Genomic DNA, 22,712 nt, shown 5'->3' with positions numbered 1-22,712 from the left:
GAATTAAGTTATTTGTTCTCCACCCATTCCCTAGCATTAACAAATGCCTGAATCCATGGTGATACTTTGTCTTCAGAACTTATTGGGTAGTTTGCCCAGTTCCATGGGAATATAGAACGTTCTATATGTGGCATCATAACCAAATGACGACCGGTTTTATCGCATAGCATAGCGGTATTGAAGTCACTTCCGTTTGGGTTTGCAGGGTATCCTTCATACCCGTATTTAGCAACAATGTCATATTTGTCCTCAGTATAAGGTAGACTGAATTTACCCTCTCCATGTGAAATCCAGACACCCAAGGTTGCACCCTCCAAATTAGATAACATTACCGAATTGTTCTTTTGAATATCTACAGAAGTAAAACCACTTTCATGTTTGTGGGAATCATTGTGTAAAAGACGCCCGTGGTTTTCGTGATCCGGATTTATTAAATCCAATTCCATAAATAATTGACACCCATTACAAATACCAACTGAAAGTGTGTCAGGTCTTGCAAAGAAGTTTTTAAGAGCTTTGTTCGCTTTTTCATTGTATTTAAACGCTCCGGCCCATCCTTTGGCACTTCCCAACACGTCTGAGTTTGAGAATCCGCCAACAGCACCTATAAACTGAATATCTTCAAAGCTTTCACGACCCGAAATCAAATCGGTCATGTGAACATCTTTTACATCAAAGCCGGCCAAATACATGGCATTTGCCATTTCACGTTCAGAATTACTGCCTTTTTCCCTAAGAATTGCCGCCTTTGGTCTTTTTTGCACTTGAGAGGGTAATTCTCCTGTAAAGGAATTCGGGAAGTTGTATTGTAAAGGTTGATTTTTATAATTCTTGAATCTATCGTCAGCAAGATTGTTGGCTGTTTGCTTTTGGTCCAATAAATAAGAGGTCTTATACCAAGTATCTCTTAAAGAATTTACATTAAGACCTAGTTCCATGCCACCATTTTTAATGGTCAATTTTGACTCAGAGGTTACAGAACCAATTTTAATGACTTCGATTTGTTCGAATCTAAAAGACTCGATGGCTGAAGCATCTTTTGCTTGGAACACAATTCCTGCATTCTCTGCAAAAAGGAGTTTAATACTGTCAGATTCACCAAGTGCCGATAGGTCCAAATCCGCACCTAAATCGACATCTGAGAAACATAGTTCCAACAATGTTGTTATCAGTCCCCCTGCGGCAACGTCATGCCCAGCTAATATTTGCCCATTTCTAATCGCTTTTTGCATTGTATTGAATACTGTTTTAAGGTAGCCAGCATCAACGACGGTTGGAGCTTTGTTTCCAATTTTGTTTAAAACCTGTGAGAATGAAGAGCCACCTAAATGGTAACTATCTTTTGATAGGTTGATGTAATAAATATTACCTCCATCTTTTTGTAACACTGGTTCGACAACTTTAGTGATGTCATCACAATTACCTGATGCTGAGATGATTACAGTGCCAGGGGATATTATGTCACCATCTTTGTATTTTTGTTTCATTGAAAGGGAGTCTTTCCCAGTTGGGACATTGATACCCAAATCAATGGAGAAGTCAGATATAGCTTTAACAGCTTTATACAAACGAGCATCTTCGCCTTCATTTTTACAAGGCCACATCCAGTTAGCGGAAAGGGATACAGATTTTAATCCATCTTTCAATGGAGCCCAAATGATGTTTGTCAAAGATTCGGTAATACTATTTCTACTTCCAGCAACTGGGTCTATAAGACCTGAGATAGGCGAGTGGCCAATAGAAGTTGCAATTCCCTCTTTCCCCTTATAATCTAGAGCCATTACTCCGCAATTGTTAAGTGGAAGTTGTAATGGGCCAGCACACTGTTGTTTGGCAACCTTACCACCAACACAACGGTCAACCTTGTTGGTCAACCAATCTTTGCAAGCAACTGCCTCTAGTTGAAGTACTTGATCTAAGTAGTCATGAAAGTTCTCTAAGCTATAAGCAGCGTTTTCATAGTTTCTGTCAACGGTAATATCATTCATTATGGTTTTTGGAGAACTTCCGAACATATCCTCTAAATCCAAATCCATGGGTTTGTCCCCTTTGGTTTCAGATTCAAAAGTAAATCTATGATCTCCAGTAACATCACCAACTTCATACATTGGCGAACGCTCGCGATCTGCTATTCTATGCAGTAAATCAACATCTTTTTGACCTATGACCAACCCCATTCGTTCTTGGGATTCATTTCCTATTATTTCTTTAGCAGAAAGGGTAGGGTCACCGATGGGCAATTTGTCCAAGTCAATTTTACCACCAGTATCTTCCACTAATTCAGATAAACAGTTGAGGTGGCCGCCTGCCCCATGATCATGAATAGATACAATAGGGTTTATCTCGCTTTCTACCATTCCTCGAACAGCATTGGCTGCTCTTTTTTGCATTTCAGGATTGGAACGTTGTACAGCATTTAGTTCTATAGCTGAGCTAAATTCTCCTGTATCGGCACTAGAAACAGCAGCGCCACCCATCCCAATACGGTAATTGTCACCGCCAAGAATCACTATTTTATCCCCTGTATTAGGAACGTCTTTTAAAGCTTGTTCAGCTTTGCCATAACCAATTCCGCCTGCTTGCATTATTACTTTGTCGAAACCTAGACGGCGCGCATCTTCAGTATGTTCAAAAGTAAGAACAGAGCCAACAATTAAAGGTTGTCCAAATTTGTTCCCAAAGTCAGAAGCTCCATTAGAAGCTTTTATTAGGATATCCATTGGGGTTTGGTACAGCCATTCACGTTCTGGCATTGCTTTTTCCCAGGGTCTGTTTTCTTCCAATCTAGAATAAGAAGTCATATATACCGCTGTCCCAGCTAAAGGCAAAGAACCTTTGCCGCCTGCCAATCGGTCTCGTATTTCACCGCCAGAACCTGTAGCTGCCCCATTGAAAGGTTCGACCGTAGTCGGGAAATTATGTGTTTCAGCTTTTAAAGAAATTACTGACTCAAATTCTTTTTCTTCGTAAAAATCTGGCTTATCAGCGCTTTTAGGTGCAAACTGTACGACTTTTGGGCCTTTTACAAAGGCCACATTGTCTTTATAAGCCGAAACAATGTCGTTAGGATTTTCTTTTGAGGTTTCCTTTATCAATTTAAACAAGGAAGATGACATTTCTTCCCCATCAATTATAAAGGTCCCATTGAAAATTTTATGACGACAATGTTCAGAATTCACTTGACTAAAACCAAAAACTTCAGAATCGGTTAATTTTCGACCTATTTTTTCTGAAAGTTGATTTAAATACTCAACTTCATCATCACTAAGTGCAAGTCCCTCTTGATTATTGTAGGCTGAAATATCATCAATTTCAAGAATAGCTTCTGGTACAACATCAACCTTAAAAGTTTCCTGTGTTAAGCTATTGAATTTTTGGGAAAGCATTGGGTCAAAATCACTGTAGGTTTTATCAACGGATTCAAACTCTTCAATACGGAGTATGCCTTCAACTCCCATATTTTGGGTAATTTCTGTGGCATTGGTACTCCATGGTGTTATCATTGCTGCTCTTGGCCCAACAAAAAAGGCGTCAAGAGACGCCCTATTTATTTTAGGTTGATTGCCGAATAGCCATGTAAGTTTATTAGTATCTTTCTGAGAAAGTTCTTGCTGCGTCTGTACAGCAAATACTTTAGTCGTGACATCCCCGAAAAAGTGAATCATGTATCCTAAGAATTGTTTAGTTTGAGAAAACGCAAATTTACATTTTTTTAGGCTACCATATTGTGTGAATAGTTAACAGTTTTAAACGATAATTGTTAATTAGTCTGTCTGTTTTTAGTATCTTTTATCTTAATTAAAACCAACCTCATGAAAAGAAATACCACCTTGATTTTGACCATTGCAATGTTGATGGCTGTTACCCCGTTCATTTACGGACAAAGAAAAAAATCCAATAGACAAATTGAAAAGTTAAAGAGTGAAGTTGCTGCAATTGTTGAGGCTAACAAAAAACAGTCGCAAGTAATGGTAGATAAGGTGTTCAGTTTTGCTGAACTGGGCTTTCAGGAGATCGAATCATCAAAATACCTTACAGGAATATTAGAGAAAAATGGTTTTGAAATAGAACATTCTATTTCCGGGATTCCAACAGCATGGTTTGCTAAATGGAGTAATGGGGAAGGACCTGTAATTGCATTGGGAAGCGATGTTGATTGTATTCCAAAAGCTTCGCAATACCCTGGAGTTGCTTATCATAAACCTATAATTGAAGGTGCTCCGGGTCATGGGGAAGGTCATAATTCTGGAATCCCCTTGAACATTAGTGCAGTACTTGCCGTAAAACAAATCATGGAACTGGAGCAAATTGGGGGGACATTGATTATGTGGCCCGGAATTGCGGAAGAACTTGTTGCAGCTAAAGCCTGGTATGTACGGGATGGACTTTTTGACGATATTGATATGTGCATTTTTACTCATGTGAGCAGTAATTTATCTGTGTCTTATGGACCTTCACGGGGAACCGGACTCATATCAGTTGAATACTCATTTGAAGGTGAGGCAGCGCACTCCGCCGGTTCACCTTGGAGAGGAAGAAGTGCCTTGGATGCAGCAGAACTTATGAATATTGGTTGGAATTACAAACGAGAGCATTTGCACCCTTTAAAAAGGTCTCATTCAATCTTTACTGATGCTGGTGATCAACCAAATGTTGTGCCCTCAAAGGCATCAATCTGGTTTTATTTTAGGGACATTGAGTACGATGGTATAATGGAGATGTACGGTGAAGCAAATGATATTGCAAAGGGAGCAGCACTTATGACCGGAACCAAAATGACCTCAAAAGTTTTAGGGGCAGCATGGCCACGACATTTTAACAAGGTGATAGCCGAAACCATGTATGAAAATATAAAGGATGTGGGCTTGCCAAATTGGTCTGAAGCTGATAATGAACTCGCGGTAGCTGTTCAGAAAGAGGTGGAGTCTAAAAAGAGCGAGGGACTTGCCACAAAACTATCGCCGCTAGGACTACCGGTTAAAGTTCCTGTGAGTGGTGGTTCTGATGATATTGGTGATGTTTCTTGGAAAACACCAACAGTTACTATGCGTTTTCCTTCGAATATTCCTGGTTTGCAGGGTCATCATTGGAGTAATGCGATCACCATGGCCACCCCTATAGCTCATAAAGGTGTCGTTGCGGGTGCTAAAGTAGAAGCTATGACCATTCTTGATTTTCTCTTAAAACCAGAATTGGTAAAAGAAGCGTGGAATTATTTCAATAATGAACAGACCAAGGAAACTCAATTTTTTCCAATGATATCTGAAAGCGATACGCCTCCAATATATCTAAACGAAGATAAACAGGGTGAGTTTAGAGAAGCATTAGAGAAATTCTATTATGATGAAACTAAATACGATAGCTATTTAGAGCAATTGGGTATAGAATATCCTACATTGAAAAAGGACTAGGCTCTTTCAAGTAATGCCATATAAAATCCGTCATAACCCGATTTGGACGCAAAGATTTTATTCTCTTTTGCCAAAGTGAAATCTTTGCCCTCTTCCGAAGCTAAGAATGATTTTACTTGTTCATTATTTTCTTGTGGTAAAATTGAGCAAGTGGCATACACCATTTTACCACCAGATTTTACCATTTTACTATAGCTTCTAAGAATTTCTTGTTGGGTTTTTGTGATTTTTTCCAAGAAATCTGGTTGCATTTTCCATTTGGCACCTGGGTTCCTACGAAGTACTCCCAAGCCAGTGCAAGGAGCATCTATCAATACTCTATCGGCCTTATTATATAACTTTTTAATGATTTTAGTTGAGCTGATATGACGAGGCTCTATATTATGGGCACCATTTCTTCGAGCTCTACGCTTTAATTCCTTCAATTTGTTGTCGTAGATGTCCAAGGCAATCAATTGTCCTTTGTTTTGCATAAGGGCAGCTAAATGTAATGTCTTTCCGCCTGCTCCCGCACATGTATCTACAACACGTTGTCCTGGTTGTACATCCAAAAATTCAGATACCAATTGCGATGAAGCATCTTGAACTTCAAACCAACCATCTTTAAAAGATTGTTTGGTGAAAACATTAGTCCGCTCTGCAAGTTTCAGTGCGGATGAGTACCCTTTTATCGGCTCGGCAACTATACCATCATCAAGCAATGATTTTCTTAGTTTTTCCTTGGTGGTCTTTAGGCTGTTTACCCTGAGAATAACATCTGCCTGTTTATTCAAGGCGGCAATTTCACTTGTCCAAAGTTTTTCACCCAAAGCTTTTACACCCAGTTCATCAATCCAATCGGGAATTGATTCCTTAAATTTTCTAATTTTGGAAAGTTCATCAAATCTACCTTTGATTCTTCTTGCTGGCACAGGCTCCAATTGTTTCCAGTCGGGTAAATCTATTCCCCTTAAAACGGCCCATACGGTAAATAATCTAAATAAATTTGCGCGGCTGTAAGGGGCTTTTACTTCGGCAATTTCCGCATACAACCTTTTCCAACGAACAATATCATAAGTCGTCTCAGCGATGAACCCTCGATCACGGGATCCCCAGCGCTTGTCTCTCTTTAGTACTTTTTCTACAACCTTGTCGGCATATTCCCCTTCATTAAAAATGAGTCCTAAAGCATCAATTACCGCAAATACAAGGTTTCTATGTAGTTTCATAATAAAAAATAAGGCTGCAAAGGTATTCTTTTACAAAGATTTAAAAATCAATATTTGCATTATTTTGAAAATGAGGGGATTGGTTTGCTGATCAAGCATTTTTAAAACCAGCCTTTTATTAGTTCATTTTTGGTGAATCTCAACACGCCTAAATAGGGATTGTAATTTGGTTTTAGTGGTTTGTCTTTTGCGATTTGGTGAATTTGGTAATCATAAAAACCAGCTTCAGCAAAATCGGCTAGTTTTTTTATTTTAAAATCAAAATTGGCATCCTCTACTTTTTTGGTATCCCCTTTAATAAAACTTGATGGAAAGTCTTTATCGTTTAAAAAAGGCCTTGCGAATCCGATCATATCCAATTCCTTGTTCTTGAGTACCTGTTCGCAGAAATCAAAGGTTCGAAATCCACCAGTGACCATAAGTGGAATATTGGTATGCTTTCTGATTTTTGCTGCAAAGTCTAAGAAGTATGCCTCTCTTTTTCGCGTTGATTCCCGCTCACTTCTTTTGGTCAGAAAAACTGTATTTTCATAAGTTCCACCTGATATTTCAAGCAAATCTATTTTCAATTCATAGAGTTTTTCTATGACGAAAAGGGCATCTTTTTCATTGAATCCACCCCGTTGAAAATCGGCTGAATTCAACTTTACAGAAATTGGAAAATGTGGACCCAACTTAATCCTTAACCGCCTTACAATTTCCAATAAAACACGTGACCTGTTTTCAATGGAACCTCCATATTCATCGGTTCTCAAGTTTGTATTAGGCGATAAAAACTGATTTATCAAATACCCATGGGCTGCATGAATCTGAATACCTGTAAAACCTGCTTTTTTGCAAATCACACCTGTATTTATGAATCTGTCGATTACGTTTTCAACTTCTTCAATAGTCATTGCCCTAGGTTTGGCAAAAAGCATTAGTTTTTTTAATTGTACGGCTGAAGGAGCAATAGGTTTAAAGGTTGAGAAGATGGTAGATTGTCTACCAGCGTGATTTATCTGTGCCCAAATATGATTACCACTTCTTAATCCATTCGCAGTTAAATTTTGCAATTCTTCTAGACCACTTTTGTCTTCTATTACAATATTTCCTGAAGATTCTTTATATCTACCGTCTACCATGACATTCCCGGTAATAATCAGACCTGTGCCAGATTCACCCCATTTCTTGTATAAATTGGAATGGGATTTATTTGCTTTGGAATTCCCGCTTGCCAAGCGTTCTGTCATAGCAGCTTTTGCTATTCTATTTTTTAATGAAGCGCCACACGGTAGATTTAGTGGTTGGAGAATATGTGGTTTGTCTTTTGAGACTGACATTTAAAAGATTTATTGAATTAGAACTATATACTTGAATTCGGAGGGCGATGCAAATTATGTGGATTAAAGATATTGTTTTAAGTTACATTCGAGCTATTTTTAAAGAAAATAATGACTATGCGTTTTTACACAGTTTTCCTTGCTTTTTTATTGTTAACTGCTTGCGGGATTGAGCATCCCAAGGAACCATTTACGGAGGTGAGTGTAGATACAGTTTTTGAAGACTCTTTAAGTATTAGGGCTATTGAATTAATGGATAATAGTTTGGCTTTCGCTGCAAATAAGGGCACATTTGGCAGTATCGATTTAACGACAAATAAAATTCGAACCAATGTTCAGAAATATGATTCAGTTCTTCCCGGTTTTAGGGCAATAGCCCACACATCCACAGATTTCTTTATGCTATCTGTCGGAAGCCCTGCCTTATTATATAAAACTGGAGTTGGTGGAATGGAATTGGTCTATAAAGAAGAAGGGGAAGGCGTTTTTTATGATGCAATGACCTTTTGGAATAATAGCGAAGGCATAGCTATTGGCGATACGGTTGACGGTTGTTTGTCAATTATTATTACTCGTGATGGAGGTAAAAGCTGGAAGAAAATACCTTGCTCCGATTTACCTGAGGGCGTAGAAGGGGAAGGGGCTTTTGCAGCCAGTAATACCAACATAAGAACTGTGGATAACAAAACTTGGATTGCCACTACAAGTAGTACAATTTATTTTTCAAATGATAAAGGGCAAACTTGGCAATTGCAACAAACTCCTATTGTAAGGAAGAAACCAACACAAGGTATTTATTCAATTGATTTTTACGACGAAAACTTGGGAGTAGCTATTGGAGGTGATTATACCAAGCCTGAAGATGCGATGGGAAATTTAGCAGTGACCAAAGATGGAGGCGCAACTTGGAACTTAATGGCAGATGGGGAAGAGCCCGATTATAAAAGCTGTATACAGTTTGTGCCAGGCACAAAAGGAAAAGGAATTGTGGCACTTGGGTTTACCGGGATTTCATACTCAAGTGATATGGGAGAAAATTGGACTGAGTTGTCCAAGGAATCTTTTTACACTATTCGGTTTAAAAATGATTCGATTGCCTATGCAGCAGGAAAAAATAGAATAGCCAGACTTACTTTTAAATAAAAGAGGAGCCCGTGAGCTCCTCCTAAAACAATCAACCAAACCAACTATACGTTTACTATAATATACCCACCTCTCTTTTTTTGATACCAAATACCTTTGTATTTGTACATTTTTCTTCCATTTACCCGTACTACTTTGTATCCTCTTGGTAAGTGCCTAACTTTAATACCAATTGGTGCGGCACAGACAACAAACTTCTTCCCTCTGGTTTTATACCAAACCCCTTTTGCAAAATGGAATTTGGCACCTTTGTGCACAACAATTTTTGGTTTATAAACTTTGGTGATAACTGTACCATGTTTAGGATAAACCTTAACTACTTTTTTTTGGGCGTTCATAGATGCCATACTACCAATGAAGACCAAAATGACCATAATGATTTTAAAATTTTTCATAGCTTAATTTTTTATGATCCTAAACGTCTTCCATTGTGGAATAAAAGTTGGATCAGGTTATAGTTCTTTGACTTGTGTTTTGGTGTAGGGTTTAATGAAAAAAGGAGCTTATTAGCTCCTTTTTGTGTATTTTAACGAAATGTATGTTATTTGGGATCACCTCCATGCTTTTGCCTGTATTGCTTTAATAAGCGTCTTTTGAAACCATTTTCAGTCTTCAATAAAAGGAATGTTTTCTTTGCTGAAACCACCTTTCTAATATCTTTAAGAAATTGCTGGCGAACTTCATGTTTTTGTTTTTCAAGTGAAACAAGGTCTTGAAATAAATCGTCAATTTCCTTATCAGATAATGATTCCATATCGCGCAGCTTAGCATAGATTTGGGTACGTTCCTGTTGTCGAAAAGCTTCCATTCTTTCTTCGTGGGCATTGTAAATAGGCCAAAAGGCTTGGGCTTCACTACTAGTCAAATCCAAACGCTCTGTAATATAGGCCACTTTCAATGATTTTATCTTCTCTTTGTCCGGTCTGCGTTGTGCAAACGACAAGGTAGCTACAAACAACAATAAGAATAGGGTTGCTATTTTTTTGTTAGTAATCATAATCTGTAAAGTTTAATTCTTCAATCGTATCAAGATTATCGTCTAAATAATCAATAATGTTATCTTCATTTAATTGAGTGTCTAGAATATCAGAAATTTCCAAATCATCAACTGGGATAACTTCCGCTATTTCAAAAGTACTCAAACCTAGGTCAGTGTTTTCAAAATAGTCCTCAATTTCATTTTTGGCCAAATCATCAAAAGTTGGTTCCACATTTGTCGTATTACGAATTCCAATAGTTAAAAGAAACACTGCGGCAACGGCTGCAGCTGCATAATAGTAAAACTTGGTTCTTGAATTAATAGTGATAACTTTTGCTTGTTCCTCTTGTAGTTTCTCCTGAATTTTATTGTTCAAACTATCAAAATAACCCTCCGGGACCTTGAATCCAGGTTTTTTTGGCAATATTGATTCATTCTGTATGTCATTGGACATACGGTCCAACAAACTATCAGTAAACCCTTCAAAGTAACCTTCTGGGGTTTTGAAATCATTATTTTTGTTGCTCTTGTTCATGCTTTTAATTTGACTGTCAAATACTTAAAAGGTTTAATCCTCTTTTATATATGCTTCGATTTTTTTAACTGCTAAATGATATGAGGCCTTTAATCCACCTACCGAAGTATTGAGTATTTCAGAGATGTCATCATACTTCATTTCCTCAAAATATTTCATGTTAAATACGAGCTTCTGCTTCTCTGGTAGTGCGGCAACGGCTTTTTGAAGCTTCATTTGAATCTCATCTCCTTCAAAATATACATCGGCCTGCAGATTATTTACCATTCTGTCCTGTAATTCGATATTGGAAATTCCAAGTTTGTTCGATTTTTTCTTGAGAAAGGTGAGAGATTCATTGGTGGCGATTCTGTACATCCAAGAAAATAACTTACTATCCCCTTTGAATCCTTCTATGTTTTTGAAGACCTTAATGAAAGTGTTCTGTAGTACGTCATCCGCATCATCATGATTGAGGACAATTCTTCTTATATGCCAATATAAACGCTCTTTATAAGTGTTGACCAACACTTCAAAAGCTTTAGCTTGTGTTTCTAGCTGTTTTAATTCGTTTAGTAAAGTCTCTTCAGCAATCAAACGATATTAATTTGGTTTGGTGTTGGACTTTGAATTAGACAAAAGGTTTAATTCAACACAAATTTTATTTGTAATTCCAGCAAAAAAGACTGAAAGTCATATAATTAGAACGCAACCAAAGACCAATTCTTGTGTGTTGAATATTAGGTCAAAGCGATTGCATTGCCACTAGTCGCTTATAAACACCTTTCTGAGCCATTAATTCTTTATGTGACCCTTGTTCAACAATTTTCCCCTTTTGGAGAACTACTATGTTATTGGCGTTTTGAACTGTTGATAGTCTATGGGCAATTACTATTGATGTTCTATTGCGCATCATTTTCTCCAAAGCATCCTGAACAAGTCGCTCGCTCTCTGTGTCTAAGGCAGATGTTGCCTCGTCAAGAATCATTATTGGCGGATTTTTAAGTACAGCCCTCGCGATTGATAACCGTTGTTTTTGACCACCACTAAGTTTATTGCCGCTATCACCGATATTCGTGTCATAACCCATAGGTAGCTCTGTGATAAAATCATGGGCATTAGCTATTTTTGCGGCTTCAATAATTTCAACTTCCGTTGCATTTTCTTTACCTAAGCCGATATTGTCCTTAACGCTGCCATTGAACAATATGGAATCTTGTGTTACCAAGCCCATTAAACCTCTTAGAGATTTTTTGCTAATATCTTTTATATTGACCCCATCTATATTGATTGCCCCATCGTTAACATCATAAAAACGTGTAACTAAGTTGGCGATGGTACTTTTACCACTTCCTGATTGCCCTACTAGTGCGACAGTTTCTCCTTTTGAAACTTTTAAATCAAAATCATTGAGTACCAGGTCATCTTCATATTTGAACGAAACATCATTCAAGGTTATTTCCGAATCAAAGGCAGTTTTTTCAATAGCATTTTCCTTATCAACAATTGGGTTTTCGGTTTCAAGAATTTCCAATACCCTTTCGGCAGCGGCATTTCCTTTTTTAACACCATATGATGCTTTACTGATAGCTTTTGCTGGTGTAAGTATGTTATAGGCCAGTCCCATATATGCTATGAAAGATGAGGCGTCCAAAGTCTTGTCGATTAAAACCATTTTACCCCCAAACCATAATAGAACGCCAATAACAAGTATTCCTAAAAACTCCCCTGTGGGTGACGCCAAGTTTCGGCGATTCAACAATTTGTTGGAAAACCTGAAGAAACGTTCGGTTGATTTGCCAAATGTGTTATAAAACCGAGATTCTGAATTAAAAGCCTTAATAACCCTAAGCCCTCCAAGTGTTTCTTCAACAATTGATAAAAACTCGCCCTGTTCCCTTTGTACTCTATCAGATTTTTTCTTGAGTGATTTTCCAATTCTGGATATAATGGCGCCTGCGATTGGAATAAAAATAAATACAAACAAAGTTAGTTTTGCACTTATTCCAAACATGATTAAAATCGTGAATAATATGGTCAACGGTTCGCGAACTATCAATTCTAAAATTGAAAGAAATGAGTGTTGAATTTCAAGAACATCTGAGGTTATTCGAGCAATTACATCGCCCTTTCTTTTTTCGGAATAATACGATACTGGTAGCTCAACAATTTTTTGAAACATTTTATTCCGTAAATCCTTTAAAACCCCATTACGTAAAAATGTAATAAAATACATGGCTAGGTAGTTGAAAAAGTTTTTCAGTAAAAACAATATCAAAACCAAACCAATGACCAAAACCAAACCTTTCATCTGGTCATCGCCAGAATATGCGTTGACCCTAAAGTTGATGTAATCTTGTAGATAATCTTTTAAATGTCCAATGTTGGTAAATACTGGTTCTATCTTAATTTTTTTCTCTGGTTTGAAAAGAACATCAAGCATAGGAATCAGTGCTGCAAAAGATAAAGCACTGAATAGAGCATACAGGATATTGAAGAAAATATTAAGAAAGCCGTAATTTTTATAAGGCTTCGCAAAACGAAGTATTTTTTTGAAATATTCCATTAACCAAGTTTAAGCTCACTCACTATTCGCGAAAGCTTGTTTTCCAATTCTGAACGTTTTGCAATGAAACTACCAGTTTCATTCAAATTCCCATTTACACTAAAGTAAAACTTTATCTTAGGTTCTGTTCCACTCGGCCTGGCAGCCATTCTTGTGCCATCTTCAGTAGTGTATATTAAAACATTGGATTTAGGAACACTAATAGTTTCGGTTTTCCCGTTCAATAAATTTGTAGCTACCGACGTGTCATAATCATGAATCCATTCTACTTTTGAACCGTCAATTTCCTTGATTGGATTTTCTCGAAAATCGACCATCATCTGTTTTATTTCCTCTGCACCACTTATTCCTTTTTTGGTCATGGAAACCAACTTTTCCATGTAGAAGCCATAATCAACATAACATTGAATCAATTCTTTATAAAAAGAACTTCCTTTGGCTTTTGCTGCTGCAGCAATTTCGCATGCCAATAGGGTAGCGGTAACAGCATCTTTATCCCTAACAAAATCGCCTACCATAAATCCAAAACTCTCTTCGCCACCACCAACGAAAAACTGTTCAGGGAAATCCTTGATCATTTTGGCGATCCATTTAAAACCCGTCAAAGCTACTTTGCATTCTACTTTGTACGCTTTTGCCAAAGAAAGCATCATAGGTGTTGAAACAATTGTGGAAGCTATGAACTCGTTGCCTTGCATTCCTTTGGCTTTCCTTTGGTCCAATAGGAATTTGGTCATCAGCATCATGGTCTGGTTGCCATTGAGTATTTCCATTTCTCCCTCGAGATTTCGAACTGCAATACCTAATCTATCACTATCAGGGTCGGTACCTACTACCATATCAGCACCAATATCTTTGGCCTGTTTAATTGCCATAGATAACGCTTCTGGTTCTTCAGGATTGGGTGATTCAACGGTTGGGAAGTTACCATCGGGCTTCGCCTGTTCTTCAACAATACTGACATTGTTATATCCAGCACGTTTCAACACTTCAGGAATTGCAGTAATTGATGTTCCATGTAATGATGTGAACACTATTTTAAAGTCATCTTTGCCTGCAGCATTAAAATTTCCATTGATTACAGAAGCATTCATGAAAGCTTCGTCAACTTCAGTATCGATTATTTCAATCAATTCTTCATTGGCGTCAAATTTTATTTCTTCATAGGCCAGCCCATTGATTTCAGAAATGATATCGCCGTCTTGAGGAGGAACAATTTGACCACCATCGGTCCAGTAGACTTTATATCCGTTGTATTCCGGTGGATTGTGAGATGCGGTTAAAACTATACCTGCGTGGCAACCTAAGTGCCGGACAGCAAATGAAAGTTCTGGAGTGGTTCTAAGCTCTGAAAATAAAAACACCTTAATATCATTCGCAGATAAGACCTCCGCTACCGTTCTTGCAAGCGTATTGCTGTTATGGCGGCAGTCATAAGCGATTACAACCTTATGTTCTTCACCAGGGCAGGCTTTTTTAATATAATTACTAAGCCCTTGAGTGCTTTTTCCCAACGTATATTTATTGATTCGGTTGGTGCCAACACCCATTAAACCGCGCATACCACCTGTGCCGAATTCCATATTCTTATAGAAGCGATCTTTTAGTTCCTCAGGATCATTGGCCATAAGATTTTGAATCTCAACCTGTACTTCATCATCAAAAAAATCAGTCAACCAGCTTTTTGCTGTATTAATAATAGAATCCATTAATTTTTAGTTTTGATAAGTTAAATTACTAAGAAAATTGTTCTTTCTTTTTGTGGAGGTTCAATTTCTCAGATATTCTATAACGTTTTTCGTTTTTTCTGGAGCGCACCATTATTTCGCCTAAAAATCCGGCTAAAAACAATTGTGTTCCAATAATCATCGCTGTCAATGAAATGTAAAATTCAGGTCTTTGGGTAATTAGCCTTGCAGTCGGGTTTATGAACAACTTGTCTATACCCAAAAACAGAGCAAACCCAAACCCAATAATGAACATGACCACACCTAGTGCTCCAAATAAATGCATGGGGCGTCGTCCAAACTTGGATACAAACCAAATTGTTATCAAGTCAAGGAATCCATTTATAAATCTTTCCATACCAAATTTTGTCTTACCATATTTTCGTGCCTGATGCTGCACAATCTTTTCTCCTATATTTGAAAAACCAGCGCTTTTGGCCAATACGGGAATGTAACGATGCATTTCACCTCTGACCTCTATGTTTTTGACAACATCTTTTTTATAAGCTTTCAGTCCACAATTAAAATCATTCAACTTAACTCCAGAAGTCCTGCGCGCAGCCCAATTAAAAAGCTTTGAAGGAATATTTTTGGCTATGACGGAGTCGTATCTCTTTTTTTTCCAGCCTGAAATAAGGTCAAAACCCTGGTTGTGTATTAAATCATATAGTTCAGGAATCTCTTCGGGATTGTCCTGAAGGTCAGCATCCATGGTAATTATGACATCACCTTTGACTGCTCTAAAACCTGCGTGCAAAGCCTGAGATTTGCCAAAATTCTTTGTGAAACGAATGCCCTTTACGCATGGGTTCTTAAGTGAAAGTTGTGATATTATATCCCAAGAAGTATCCGTACTACCATCATCGATAAAAAGAATTTCATATAAAAAACGATTGGATTGCATAACATCTACAATCCAATCGTGAAGTTCATTTAACGATTCTTCCTCGTTAAGTAATGGTATTACTATCGATAAGTTCATTTAATACTTCTGAATTTCTTTTCAAAAGTACGAATTTGATGTTAATAAGCCGGTTTTTGTTTTTTCATTATAAGGCCGCTTATTAAACCAAAAATCAAGCCTATGATTATGTTCATAACCAAAATAATAGGATACGATACCCAAGCAAAACTCTTTTGCATTTCAATTCCTTGATCAATCTGCTCTTCTGTTAATTTTGGGTTGTCGGCCATTGCTTTCGTTTTTCCTATTTCATACATTTTATCCATGAAATCTGGTTCAATAACATTTGAAAGCAGAAAGAAATAGATTAGACTAATAATTCCTGCAATCAAAGCAATTCCAGTTCCCAATTTCAAGGCTTGTGAAATAGTCAAAAAGCCTTCATTTGCTTTTTTGAACTGTGTAATACCAAAAAATATTGCAGCAAAAGATAATACCAAACTGACACTTCTTATGGCCCAACCTTGGTCATAATGCATATCCATAGAAAAGAGCATAAGCCCAAATATTACTCCTACTACACCTAATAGAACACCATAGTTCATAGCGAATTTTCCAGTTTTAGGTTGATTTTCTTCCATTTTATTTAGTTTTTAGAGGTTTGATTAATTAGTTGATTGCAAATTAGATTTGTTACATTTAAAGGTACAAATTTTTCTTTTTTCTTTTTCATGTAATTTATTGTCTTTTTGCGAAAAAAGCGTAAATTTGCAGCCTTAAAATAAATGCCTGTTGGAATGGGCGTGCTAAAGATTTTATAAGATGAAAAAAGGAATACACCCAGAGAATTATAGATTAGTTGCCTTCAAAGACATGTCGAATGAGGATGTTTTTATAACTAAATCCACAGCTAACACAAAAGAAACCTTAGAGGTTGAAGGAGTAGAATATCCTTTGGTAAAATTAGAAATCTCTAGAACTTCTCACCCTTTCTATACAGGAAAGGCCAAATTCTTGGATACTGCTGGTAGAATTGATAAATTCAAGAACAAGTACAAGAAATTTCAAAAGACAGAAAAGAAAGAAGAATAGTAGAACTATTTTTTCACTACAATAAAGTTATGCCCTCGATAGTTATTATCGGGGGCATTATTATTTAAATTTGTTTTAAAAACCACAAATGAACTATATTCTATTTGATGGAACCGTTAGGGATGCCTTGTTGCCATTTACATTTACCAGACCAGTGGCCGATATTAGAGTGGGAATCCTTACTATTCGTGAAAAATGGGAAAAATACTTGAGTTCCACCACCACAACTGTTACTGAGGATTATCTTGCTGAAAAGTATCCAATGGTGGAAATGGAGGAGAATGTACTGATTAACGCTTCATTTCTTCCAAATGAAGAGCTGGTCTCAATTGTTCGCTCCTTGAAAAAGAATGAAGCAATTTTTAACGGGGAGGAAGTGATCGCTTTTTTCTCAGAAGAAGGACAGGAAATTGATTTTTCAACTTTCAACAGTATCGAATTCGAAGGAGAAGTACTCAGGATAGAAAATACCTGGGATATTTTCTCTAAAAATGCTGAAGCCTTGCAGGCTGATTTTGATTTTATCACAGAAGGAAGAACAAGTGCTCCTATTTCAAAGACCAATAACCTTATAAACCGCGATAATATCTTCTTGGAGGAAGGGGCTATTGTAGAGTACTGCATGTTAAATGCTACTGACGGGCCAATATATATTGGTAAAAATGCACAGGTATGGGAAGGAGCCCTAATTCGCGGTGCTTTTGCCCTTTGTGAGCATGGTACAGTTAAAATGGGTGGTAAAATGTATGGTGCAACAACGGTTGGCCCATATTCTAAAGTAGCGGGCGAAGTCAGTAATGCTGTAATATTTGGATATTCCAGTAAAGGTCATGAAGGGTATCTTGGTAATGCCGTTTTAGGGGAATGGTGTAATATTGGTGCTGATTCGAATAACTCGAACTTAAAGAACAATTATGCTAAAGTTCGGTTATGGAACTACGCATCTGAAAAATTTGAGCAAACAGGATTGCAGTTTTGTGGTTTAATGATGGGGGACCATAGCAAAACAGCAATAAACACTATGTTGAATACCGGAACGGTTATTGGAGTAAACTGCAATATCTATGTTCCTGGCTTTCCTAGAAATTTTGTCCCCAGCTTCAGTTGGGGTGGGGCTTCGGGTTTCTCTACTTACCTACCTGTGAAGGCTTTTGAGGCCGCAAAAGTAATGATGGCCAGAAGAGGGGTGGAGTTTGATGAAAAAGAGGCAAATATCTTAAATCACGTTTTTGAACTTACCAAAAACTGGAGAAATTACTAATTCTTAAGAAAACCATTACATTTTTCAATATTGGGCATGTTGTCTAAGGTTGTATATTTGCAAGCCGTTTTGAGGCACGGGGTATTGGTAATTTGAATTTTACAAAGGTTTGAAAAAAGTTGCATTTTATACATTGGGTTGCAAGCTCAATTTTTCTGAAACATCTACTATAGCAAGAGGGTTTCAAAAAGATGGTTATGAGCGAGTAGACTTTTCCGAACATGCCGATATGTATGTTATCAATACTTGCTCAGTTACTGAGAATGCGGATAAACGATTCAAAACCATTGTAAAACAGGCGATTAAAAAAAATCCACAAGCATTTATAGCCGCAATAGGTTGTTACGCCCAATTAAAACCGGAACAACTCGCAGCTGTTGATGGAGTTGATTTGGTATTAGGGGCTACTGAAAAATTCAAAATAAGTGATTATATAAATGATCTGTCAAAGAATGAGATAGGAGAGGTGCATTCTTGTGAAATAGATGAGGCAGATTCCTTTGTAGGTAGCTATGCCATTGGAGATAGAACAAGGGCTTTCCTAAAAGTACAGGATGGTTGTGACTATAAATGTACTTTTTGCACAATACCATTGGCGAGGGGGATTTCCCGCTCAGATACCATGGATAACGTTCTTAAGAACGCTGCCGAAATTTCTAGTAAAGGAATAAAAGAAATTGTTCTTACAGGTGTTAATATTGGTGACTTTGGCAAAGGCGAGTTTGGTAATAAAAAGCATGAACATACATTTTTGGACCTGGTTAATGCTCTTGACAACGTAGATGGTGTTCACAGATTACGAATCTCATCCATAGAACCTAATTTGCTGAAAAATGAAACCATTGATTTCGTTTCAAAAAGTAATTCGTTCGTACCACACTTTCATATACCTCTACAAAGCGGTAGCGATGAAATTTTAAGGTTGATGAAAAGGAGGTATCAAAAAGAACTATATGTTGATAGGGTAAAGCGAATAAAAGATGTTATGCCCTTTGCTTGTATAGGTGTAGATGTTATCGTTGGATTTCCTGGTGAAACCGATGATCATTTTTTGGAGACTTACCATTTCTTGAATGAACTTAATGTTTCCTACCTACACGTTTTTACTTATTCCGAGCGTGATAATACACCTGCATCCGAGATGACCGACCCCGTGCCGCAAAAAGTACGAACAAAAAGAAGTAAAATGCTACGTGCTTTATCGGTTAAAAAAAGGAGGGCGTTTTATGAAGGGCAATTGAACAGAAGGAAAACTGTTTTGTTTGAAGGGGAAAATAAAGACGGATATATACATGGATTTACCGAGAATTATGTAAAAGTAAAATCACCTTGGAAACCAAGTTTGGTAAATACCTTACACGAGGTTACCCTTAAAGAAATAGATGTTGATGGTTTAGTTAGGTTTGAGTTTTTAAAGGAATAGTAAAGTATAAAAAAACCCGCTTAAAAAGCGGGTTTTTTTATTTAAATATTGTTATAGTTAGATTCGAATCCCAACAGGAAGCATTTCTTTATACTGTCTGTTTTTTCTTAAAAATCCAGCAATTTGCGGACTAGTAGGTACAACCCTTAGATTCTGTTCTTGAATATGATGTAGAACCGATTTTATGAAATCCTCTTTAAAGCCGTCCTTAGTGATTTCTTCAGGCACTACTAATTTGGTTAAAAAAACTTTACGTTCTTGTGAAGAATATTCGATCTTGGCTAAATGACCATCAACTCTAGTTTCAAATTGGCGTAAGAAACTATTGTCCTTTATTTCTACTTCATTCATATAGTTTGATTTTAAATTGGTCTAGACAAAAAAATCACGATGTTCTCTTACCGTAATTTTATACTTTTACTTAGTTGTTAAATATGATAGGGTTATATTTAAAACAGAATACAAAAGTAATAAAAAAAATACGAGTTTCCTAAGAAATTCGTAATACTAACCCGTATGAGCCAAGATAAAATTCAGGTTTACCTTATGCCGGGAATGGCTGCCAATTCATCGATATTTGATAATATCAAATTGCCTAAAGAAAGTTTTGAAGTGCATAGGTTAGAGTGGTTTGTTCCAGAAAAGAACATGACCCTTATTGATTATGCGAAAAAGATGGCGAAAAGTATTACATCTCCCAATCCTGTTCTTGTGGGTGTTTCTTTTGGAGGGATTTTGGTCCAGGAAATGTCCAAGGTCATTCCTGTTAAAAAGGTGATTGTTGTTTCAAGTGTTAAACAAACATCAGAGCTGCCAAAGAGAATGATTTTTGCTAAGTATACCAAAGTTCACAAATTACTCCCCACAGGATTGGTGAACAATGTGGAATTATTGGCTAAATATGCTTTTGGTGAAACTGTGCACAAACGATTAGAGTTGTACGAGCAGTATTTGTCGATAAGGGATAAGTATTATATTGATTGGTCCATTGATCAGATCGTTAATTGGAAACAAATGACCTCGCCAGAGAATTTGGTACATATTCACGGGGAAAAAGATGTTGTTTTCCCAATAAACCACATCAAAGATTGTATCCCTGTCAAAAATGGCACGCACACCATGATTATTCATAGAGCCCGATGGTTTAATGAGCACTTACCCACAATTATTTTGGAATAAGAGAGTTGTATTAATACCTTTGAGTGCTAAGCTAACTAAAGAATTATGAAGATTTTAAAGAATATTTTAATGCTATTGGGAGTGTTTTTTGTTATAACAACCCTAATTTTTGCTGTTCAAAACAACAACGATTCTGTAACTCCAGATGTTCAGGATGTTGCTGAGAATGATGAAGATAAGAGTGTTTCTGATACCTATAGAATTTCGGCGATAGATATTCCCGTAGATTTGAATTTTGCAGGAGAAATAGTGCCACAAGATGACCCAGAGATAATGGAGCGGGTAGACAGGGAGTTTTTGGTGAATACCTATTGGCAGTCTAATGCACTGTTGTTAATGAAAAGAGCAAATAAGTATTTTCCAATAATTGAGCCTATTCTTGCCAAAAACGGAATTCCTGATGATTTTAAGTATTTGGCCGTGGCAGAAAGTGCATTGACCAATGTTGTTTCCCATGCTGGAGCAACTGGTTTTTGGCAGATAATGAAAGGAACAGGTAAGGAGTATGGCCTTGAGGTCAATTCGAATGTAGACGAGCGTTATCATCTTGAAAAATCAACCCAAGTAGCTTGTGATTATTTGAATAAATGGAAAAAAAGATATGGAACTTGGACCCTTACGGCAGCGGCATATAACGCCGGCCCAGGTGGGATAAATAAATATATGAGAACCCAAAAGGTAGATGATTACTATGATCTGCTCTTAGGTCAAGAGACAGGTAGGTATGTTTTTAGGATTATGGCCATAAAAGAGATTCTTTCAAATCCTGATAAATACGGTTTTGATATTGATAAGAAAGATATGTATAACTCGGTACCTACTTTCAAGGTTGAGATTGATGATCCTGTAGCTAGTTTTGCTGATTTCGCCAATAAATATGAAATCAACTACAAAATACTTAAACGACATAACCCTTGGCTAAGAGAGGCGCATTTAAATAATTCGTCAGGAAAAAAATATACCATTGAAATTCCTAATAAGGGATACTACAAGGTAAGCAAATAAGAAATCAGATTTTCTTCATTTGTTGCTGCATCATTTTTATTTGATCAGTCAACATATTGCTTTTGTCAAGTTTTTTGGCTTCGTTCAGAAGCGTGGTAGCTTCCCTTTTACGACGTTTTTGCATTGCAATTCCAGCTAAACTTAATTTGGCCATTGCAATATCATAGTCCATGGTAAGCCCTAGTTTTAAAGCTTTTCTAAAAAACTTTTCGGCCTTGGTCAGGTTTTTTTGTGAGTGAAGTATTCCATGAAGATAATTATAGTACCCTTGCTGTTTGGTGATTAGTGAAGCTTCTGGGTTTTTAATTTTATCCAACCACTTTTGTGTACCTTCCATATCTTGCTTCCTCATTCTCAGAAATGCAAGTAATATAATCTCATTTCTAAAATATAGAAATATGAAGATAGAGGCTAGAAGAATCAAAGAGATACCATTTCCAAGGTTCCCCTCTATAAATTGATAAACGGAATAAGCTATTATAAGCCCTGCGATGACTAGTTTAATGTTTTTGTTAAACATGTTGTTTCTCTATTATTAGTGTATGATTGTGGTCAAATAGACTTTAATCGTTGGTGAGGCAAAAGTAATAAAAACCTATCTGTAGGAGGTAAGGCATTCTAAAAAAATATTTTTTTGATAAGGTTTGCCAAAGTAAAAACTCTTTGTATATTTGCGCCCAGTTTTGCAGGTCGTTCTGCTCAATAATAAAACAACGAAAAGTATTCAACAATGCCAGGTCAAAAAAGAACATATCAGCCATCAAAAAGAAAAAGAAAAAATAAGCACGGCTTCAGGGAGCGTATGGCAACCGTTAATGGTAGAAAAGTTCTTTCTAGAAGAAGAGCGAAAGGAAGAAAGAAAATATCTGTATCCTCTGAGCTGAGACACAAAAAATAATGATTGAAGTTTTTATAAAATATTAAGGTGTTACTTTTTAAAAGTAGCACCTTTTTTTTGTCCTTATAGTAGTATTAAAA

At 36.9% G+C, this 22,712-nt stretch carries 21 protein-coding genes; 8 read left to right on the top strand and 13 right to left on the bottom strand.

All coding sequences use genetic code 11. The features are described from left to right. Positions 1 to 8 precede the first annotated feature (8 nt). On the bottom strand, positions 9 to 3,665 hold the full coding sequence (purL, locus tag FB2170_RS14840) for a phosphoribosylformylglycinamidine synthase (protein ID WP_013307405.1): 3,657 nt from the start codon (positions 3,663 to 3,665) through the stop codon (positions 9 to 11). Positions 3,666 to 3,812: 147 nt separating this feature from the next. On the opposite strand from purL, the gene FB2170_RS14835 reads away from it, so the two are divergent. Further along, positions 3,813 to 5,411: an amidohydrolase gene (locus tag FB2170_RS14835; protein ID WP_013307404.1), complete on the top strand. Its 1,599-nt coding sequence runs from the start codon at positions 3,813 to 3,815 to the stop codon at positions 5,409 to 5,411. Here FB2170_RS14835 and FB2170_RS14830 read toward each other — a convergent pair. Together FB2170_RS14830 and FB2170_RS14825 are read right to left on the bottom strand one after the other, a co-directional pair. After that, entirely contained in the window at positions 5,408 to 6,619 is a 1,212-nt protein-coding gene (locus tag FB2170_RS14830; RefSeq protein ID WP_013307403.1) for an RsmB/NOP family class I SAM-dependent RNA methyltransferase, read from the bottom strand. The two genes, FB2170_RS14835 and FB2170_RS14830, sit on opposite strands and share 4 nt — an antisense overlap. A gap of 101 nt (positions 6,620 to 6,720) precedes the next feature. Further along, positions 6,721 to 7,941, bottom strand: a complete 1,221-nt coding sequence (locus tag FB2170_RS14825) for an NADH:flavin oxidoreductase/NADH oxidase family protein (protein ID WP_013307402.1) — start codon at positions 7,939 to 7,941, stop codon at positions 6,721 to 6,723. A gap of 111 nt (positions 7,942 to 8,052) precedes the next feature. Here FB2170_RS14825 and FB2170_RS14820 point away from each other — a divergent pair, with 111 nt between their 5' ends. Continuing rightward, positions 8,053 to 9,084: a VPS10 domain-containing protein gene (locus FB2170_RS14820; RefSeq protein WP_013307401.1), complete on the top strand. Its 1,032-nt coding sequence runs from the start codon at positions 8,053 to 8,055 to the stop codon at positions 9,082 to 9,084. A 44-nt stretch (positions 9,085 to 9,128) separates the two neighbouring features. On the opposite strand, the gene FB2170_RS14815 is transcribed toward FB2170_RS14820, so the two are convergent. The 8 genes from FB2170_RS14815 to FB2170_RS14780 all read right to left on the bottom strand — a co-directional run bounded on the left by FB2170_RS14815 (position 9,129) and on the right by FB2170_RS14780 (position 16,415). After that, positions 9,129 to 9,479, bottom strand: coding sequence for a DUF6515 family protein (locus FB2170_RS14815; RefSeq protein WP_013307400.1), 351 nt, complete (start codon positions 9,477 to 9,479; stop codon positions 9,129 to 9,131). A 146-nt stretch (positions 9,480 to 9,625) separates the two neighbouring features. Further along, positions 9,626 to 10,081, bottom strand: coding sequence for a hypothetical protein (locus tag FB2170_RS14810; protein ID WP_013307399.1), 456 nt, complete (start codon positions 10,079 to 10,081; stop codon positions 9,626 to 9,628). Continuing rightward, positions 10,071 to 10,598, bottom strand: coding sequence for a hypothetical protein (locus FB2170_RS14805; RefSeq protein ID WP_013307398.1), 528 nt, complete (start codon positions 10,596 to 10,598; stop codon positions 10,071 to 10,073). The genes FB2170_RS14810 and FB2170_RS14805 overlap by 11 nt, the downstream gene beginning before the upstream one ends. Before the next feature lie 33 nt (positions 10,599 to 10,631). Next, positions 10,632 to 11,174 (bottom strand): RNA polymerase sigma factor, encoded by a 543-nt coding sequence (locus FB2170_RS14800; RefSeq protein WP_013307397.1) that lies wholly within the window; start codon positions 11,172 to 11,174, stop codon positions 10,632 to 10,634. A 148-nt stretch (positions 11,175 to 11,322) separates the two neighbouring features. Further along, on the bottom strand, positions 11,323 to 13,143 hold the full coding sequence (locus FB2170_RS14795) for an ABC transporter ATP-binding protein (protein WP_013307396.1): 1,821 nt from the start codon (positions 13,141 to 13,143) through the stop codon (positions 11,323 to 11,325). Next, positions 13,143 to 14,852 (bottom strand): phospho-sugar mutase, encoded by a 1,710-nt coding sequence (locus FB2170_RS14790; protein WP_013307395.1) that lies wholly within the window; start codon positions 14,850 to 14,852, stop codon positions 13,143 to 13,145. The genes FB2170_RS14795 and FB2170_RS14790 overlap by 1 nt, the downstream gene beginning before the upstream one ends. 28 nt (positions 14,853 to 14,880) lie before the next feature. Further along, the gene (locus FB2170_RS14785) at positions 14,881 to 15,852 is read right to left on the bottom strand and encodes a glycosyltransferase family 2 protein (RefSeq protein WP_013307394.1); all 972 of its coding nucleotides are present in this window, start codon (positions 15,850 to 15,852) and stop codon (positions 14,881 to 14,883) included. A 41-nt stretch (positions 15,853 to 15,893) separates the two neighbouring features. Next, on the bottom strand, positions 15,894 to 16,415 hold the full coding sequence (locus tag FB2170_RS14780; RefSeq protein WP_013307393.1) for a DUF4199 domain-containing protein: 522 nt from the start codon (positions 16,413 to 16,415) through the stop codon (positions 15,894 to 15,896). A 181-nt stretch (positions 16,416 to 16,596) separates the two neighbouring features. On the opposite strand from FB2170_RS14780, the gene FB2170_RS14775 reads away from it, so the two are divergent. The 3 genes from FB2170_RS14775 to mtaB all read left to right on the top strand — a co-directional run bounded on the left by FB2170_RS14775 (position 16,597) and on the right by mtaB (position 19,550). Continuing rightward, on the top strand, positions 16,597 to 16,866 hold the full coding sequence (locus FB2170_RS14775; protein WP_013307392.1) for a type B 50S ribosomal protein L31: 270 nt from the start codon (positions 16,597 to 16,599) through the stop codon (positions 16,864 to 16,866). Positions 16,867 to 16,954: 88 nt separating this feature from the next. Beyond that, complete coding sequence (locus FB2170_RS14770; RefSeq protein ID WP_013307391.1) at positions 16,955 to 18,127, top strand: GlmU family protein; 1,173 nt, start codon at positions 16,955 to 16,957, stop codon at positions 18,125 to 18,127. Positions 18,128 to 18,236: 109 nt separating this feature from the next. After that, positions 18,237 to 19,550, top strand: a complete 1,314-nt coding sequence (gene mtaB / locus FB2170_RS14765; RefSeq protein WP_013307390.1) for a tRNA (N(6)-L-threonylcarbamoyladenosine(37)-C(2))-methylthiotransferase MtaB — start codon at positions 18,237 to 18,239, stop codon at positions 19,548 to 19,550. 57 nt (positions 19,551 to 19,607) lie between these two features. Here mtaB and FB2170_RS14760 read toward each other — a convergent pair whose 3' ends face one another. Continuing rightward, a complete protein-coding gene (locus FB2170_RS14760; RefSeq protein WP_013307389.1) occupies positions 19,608 to 19,901 on the bottom strand; it encodes a GNAT family N-acetyltransferase in 294 nt (97 codons plus the stop codon). Between the two features lie 165 nt (positions 19,902 to 20,066). Here FB2170_RS14760 and FB2170_RS14755 point away from each other — a divergent pair, with 165 nt between their 5' ends. Continuing rightward, positions 20,067 to 20,729: an alpha/beta hydrolase gene (locus tag FB2170_RS14755; RefSeq protein ID WP_013307388.1), complete on the top strand. Its 663-nt coding sequence runs from the start codon at positions 20,067 to 20,069 to the stop codon at positions 20,727 to 20,729. A 45-nt stretch (positions 20,730 to 20,774) separates the two neighbouring features. Continuing rightward, positions 20,775 to 21,734: a lytic transglycosylase domain-containing protein gene (locus FB2170_RS14750; RefSeq protein WP_013307387.1), complete on the top strand. Its 960-nt coding sequence runs from the start codon at positions 20,775 to 20,777 to the stop codon at positions 21,732 to 21,734. Between the two features lie 4 nt (positions 21,735 to 21,738). Here the strand turns inward: FB2170_RS14750 and FB2170_RS14745 are convergent, their stop codons facing one another. Beyond that, positions 21,739 to 22,254, bottom strand: a complete 516-nt coding sequence (locus FB2170_RS14745) for a membrane protein (RefSeq protein WP_013307386.1) — start codon at positions 22,252 to 22,254, stop codon at positions 21,739 to 21,741. Between the two features lie 210 nt (positions 22,255 to 22,464). Here FB2170_RS14745 and rpmH point away from each other — a divergent pair, with 210 nt between their 5' ends. Next, positions 22,465 to 22,632 (top strand): 50S ribosomal protein L34, encoded by a 168-nt coding sequence (rpmH, locus tag FB2170_RS14740; RefSeq protein ID WP_013307385.1) that lies wholly within the window; start codon positions 22,465 to 22,467, stop codon positions 22,630 to 22,632. Positions 22,633 to 22,712: the final 80 nt, after the last annotated feature.

The sequence above is a fragment of the Maribacter sp. HTCC2170 genome (assembly GCF_000153165.2).
In the GTDB taxonomy this organism is placed as follows: domain Bacteria; phylum Bacteroidota; class Bacteroidia; order Flavobacteriales; family Flavobacteriaceae; genus Maribacter_A.
Note: the sequence above shows the minus strand (reverse complement) of the source record. Positions and strands in the feature narration are given on the sequence as shown.

What these genes read in the sequence shown, in the direction of transcription:
- FB2170_RS14830 (WP_013307403.1), bottom strand. Translation starts at nt 6,619, where the DNA reads ATGAAACTACATAGAAACCTTGTATTTGCGGTAATTGATGCTTTAGGA.
- FB2170_RS14760 (WP_013307389.1), bottom strand. Translation starts at nt 19,901, where the DNA reads ATGAATGAAGTAGAAATAAAGGACAATAGTTTCTTACGCCAATTTGAA.
- FB2170_RS14750 (WP_013307387.1), top strand. Translation starts at nt 20,775, where the DNA reads ATGAAGATTTTAAAGAATATTTTAATGCTATTGGGAGTGTTTTTTGTT.
- FB2170_RS14755 (WP_013307388.1), top strand. Translation starts at nt 20,067, where the DNA reads ATGAGCCAAGATAAAATTCAGGTTTACCTTATGCCGGGAATGGCTGCC.
- rpmH (WP_013307385.1), top strand. Translation starts at nt 22,465, where the DNA reads ATGCCAGGTCAAAAAAGAACATATCAGCCATCAAAAAGAAAAAGAAAA.
- FB2170_RS14815 (WP_013307400.1), bottom strand. Translation starts at nt 9,479, where the DNA reads ATGAAAAATTTTAAAATCATTATGGTCATTTTGGTCTTCATTGGTAGT.
- FB2170_RS14805 (WP_013307398.1), bottom strand. Translation starts at nt 10,598, where the DNA reads ATGAACAAGAGCAACAAAAATAATGATTTCAAAACCCCAGAAGGTTAC.
- FB2170_RS14820 (WP_013307401.1), top strand. Translation starts at nt 8,053, where the DNA reads ATGACTATGCGTTTTTACACAGTTTTCCTTGCTTTTTTATTGTTAACT.
- FB2170_RS14795 (WP_013307396.1), bottom strand. Translation starts at nt 13,143, where the DNA reads ATGGAATATTTCAAAAAAATACTTCGTTTTGCGAAGCCTTATAAAAAT.
- FB2170_RS14775 (WP_013307392.1), top strand. Translation starts at nt 16,597, where the DNA reads ATGAAAAAAGGAATACACCCAGAGAATTATAGATTAGTTGCCTTCAAA.
- purL (WP_013307405.1), bottom strand. Translation starts at nt 3,665, where the DNA reads ATGATTCACTTTTTCGGGGATGTCACGACTAAAGTATTTGCTGTACAG.
- FB2170_RS14785 (WP_013307394.1), bottom strand. Translation starts at nt 15,852, where the DNA reads ATGAACTTATCGATAGTAATACCATTACTTAACGAGGAAGAATCGTTA.
- FB2170_RS14825 (WP_013307402.1), bottom strand. Translation starts at nt 7,941, where the DNA reads ATGTCAGTCTCAAAAGACAAACCACATATTCTCCAACCACTAAATCTA.
- FB2170_RS14810 (WP_013307399.1), bottom strand. Translation starts at nt 10,081, where the DNA reads ATGATTACTAACAAAAAAATAGCAACCCTATTCTTATTGTTGTTTGTA.
- FB2170_RS14780 (WP_013307393.1), bottom strand. Translation starts at nt 16,415, where the DNA reads ATGGAAGAAAATCAACCTAAAACTGGAAAATTCGCTATGAACTATGGT.
- FB2170_RS14770 (WP_013307391.1), top strand. Translation starts at nt 16,955, where the DNA reads ATGAACTATATTCTATTTGATGGAACCGTTAGGGATGCCTTGTTGCCA.
- FB2170_RS14745 (WP_013307386.1), bottom strand. Translation starts at nt 22,254, where the DNA reads ATGTTTAACAAAAACATTAAACTAGTCATCGCAGGGCTTATAATAGCT.
- FB2170_RS14835 (WP_013307404.1), top strand. Translation starts at nt 3,813, where the DNA reads ATGAAAAGAAATACCACCTTGATTTTGACCATTGCAATGTTGATGGCT.
- FB2170_RS14790 (WP_013307395.1), bottom strand. Translation starts at nt 14,852, where the DNA reads ATGGATTCTATTATTAATACAGCAAAAAGCTGGTTGACTGATTTTTTT.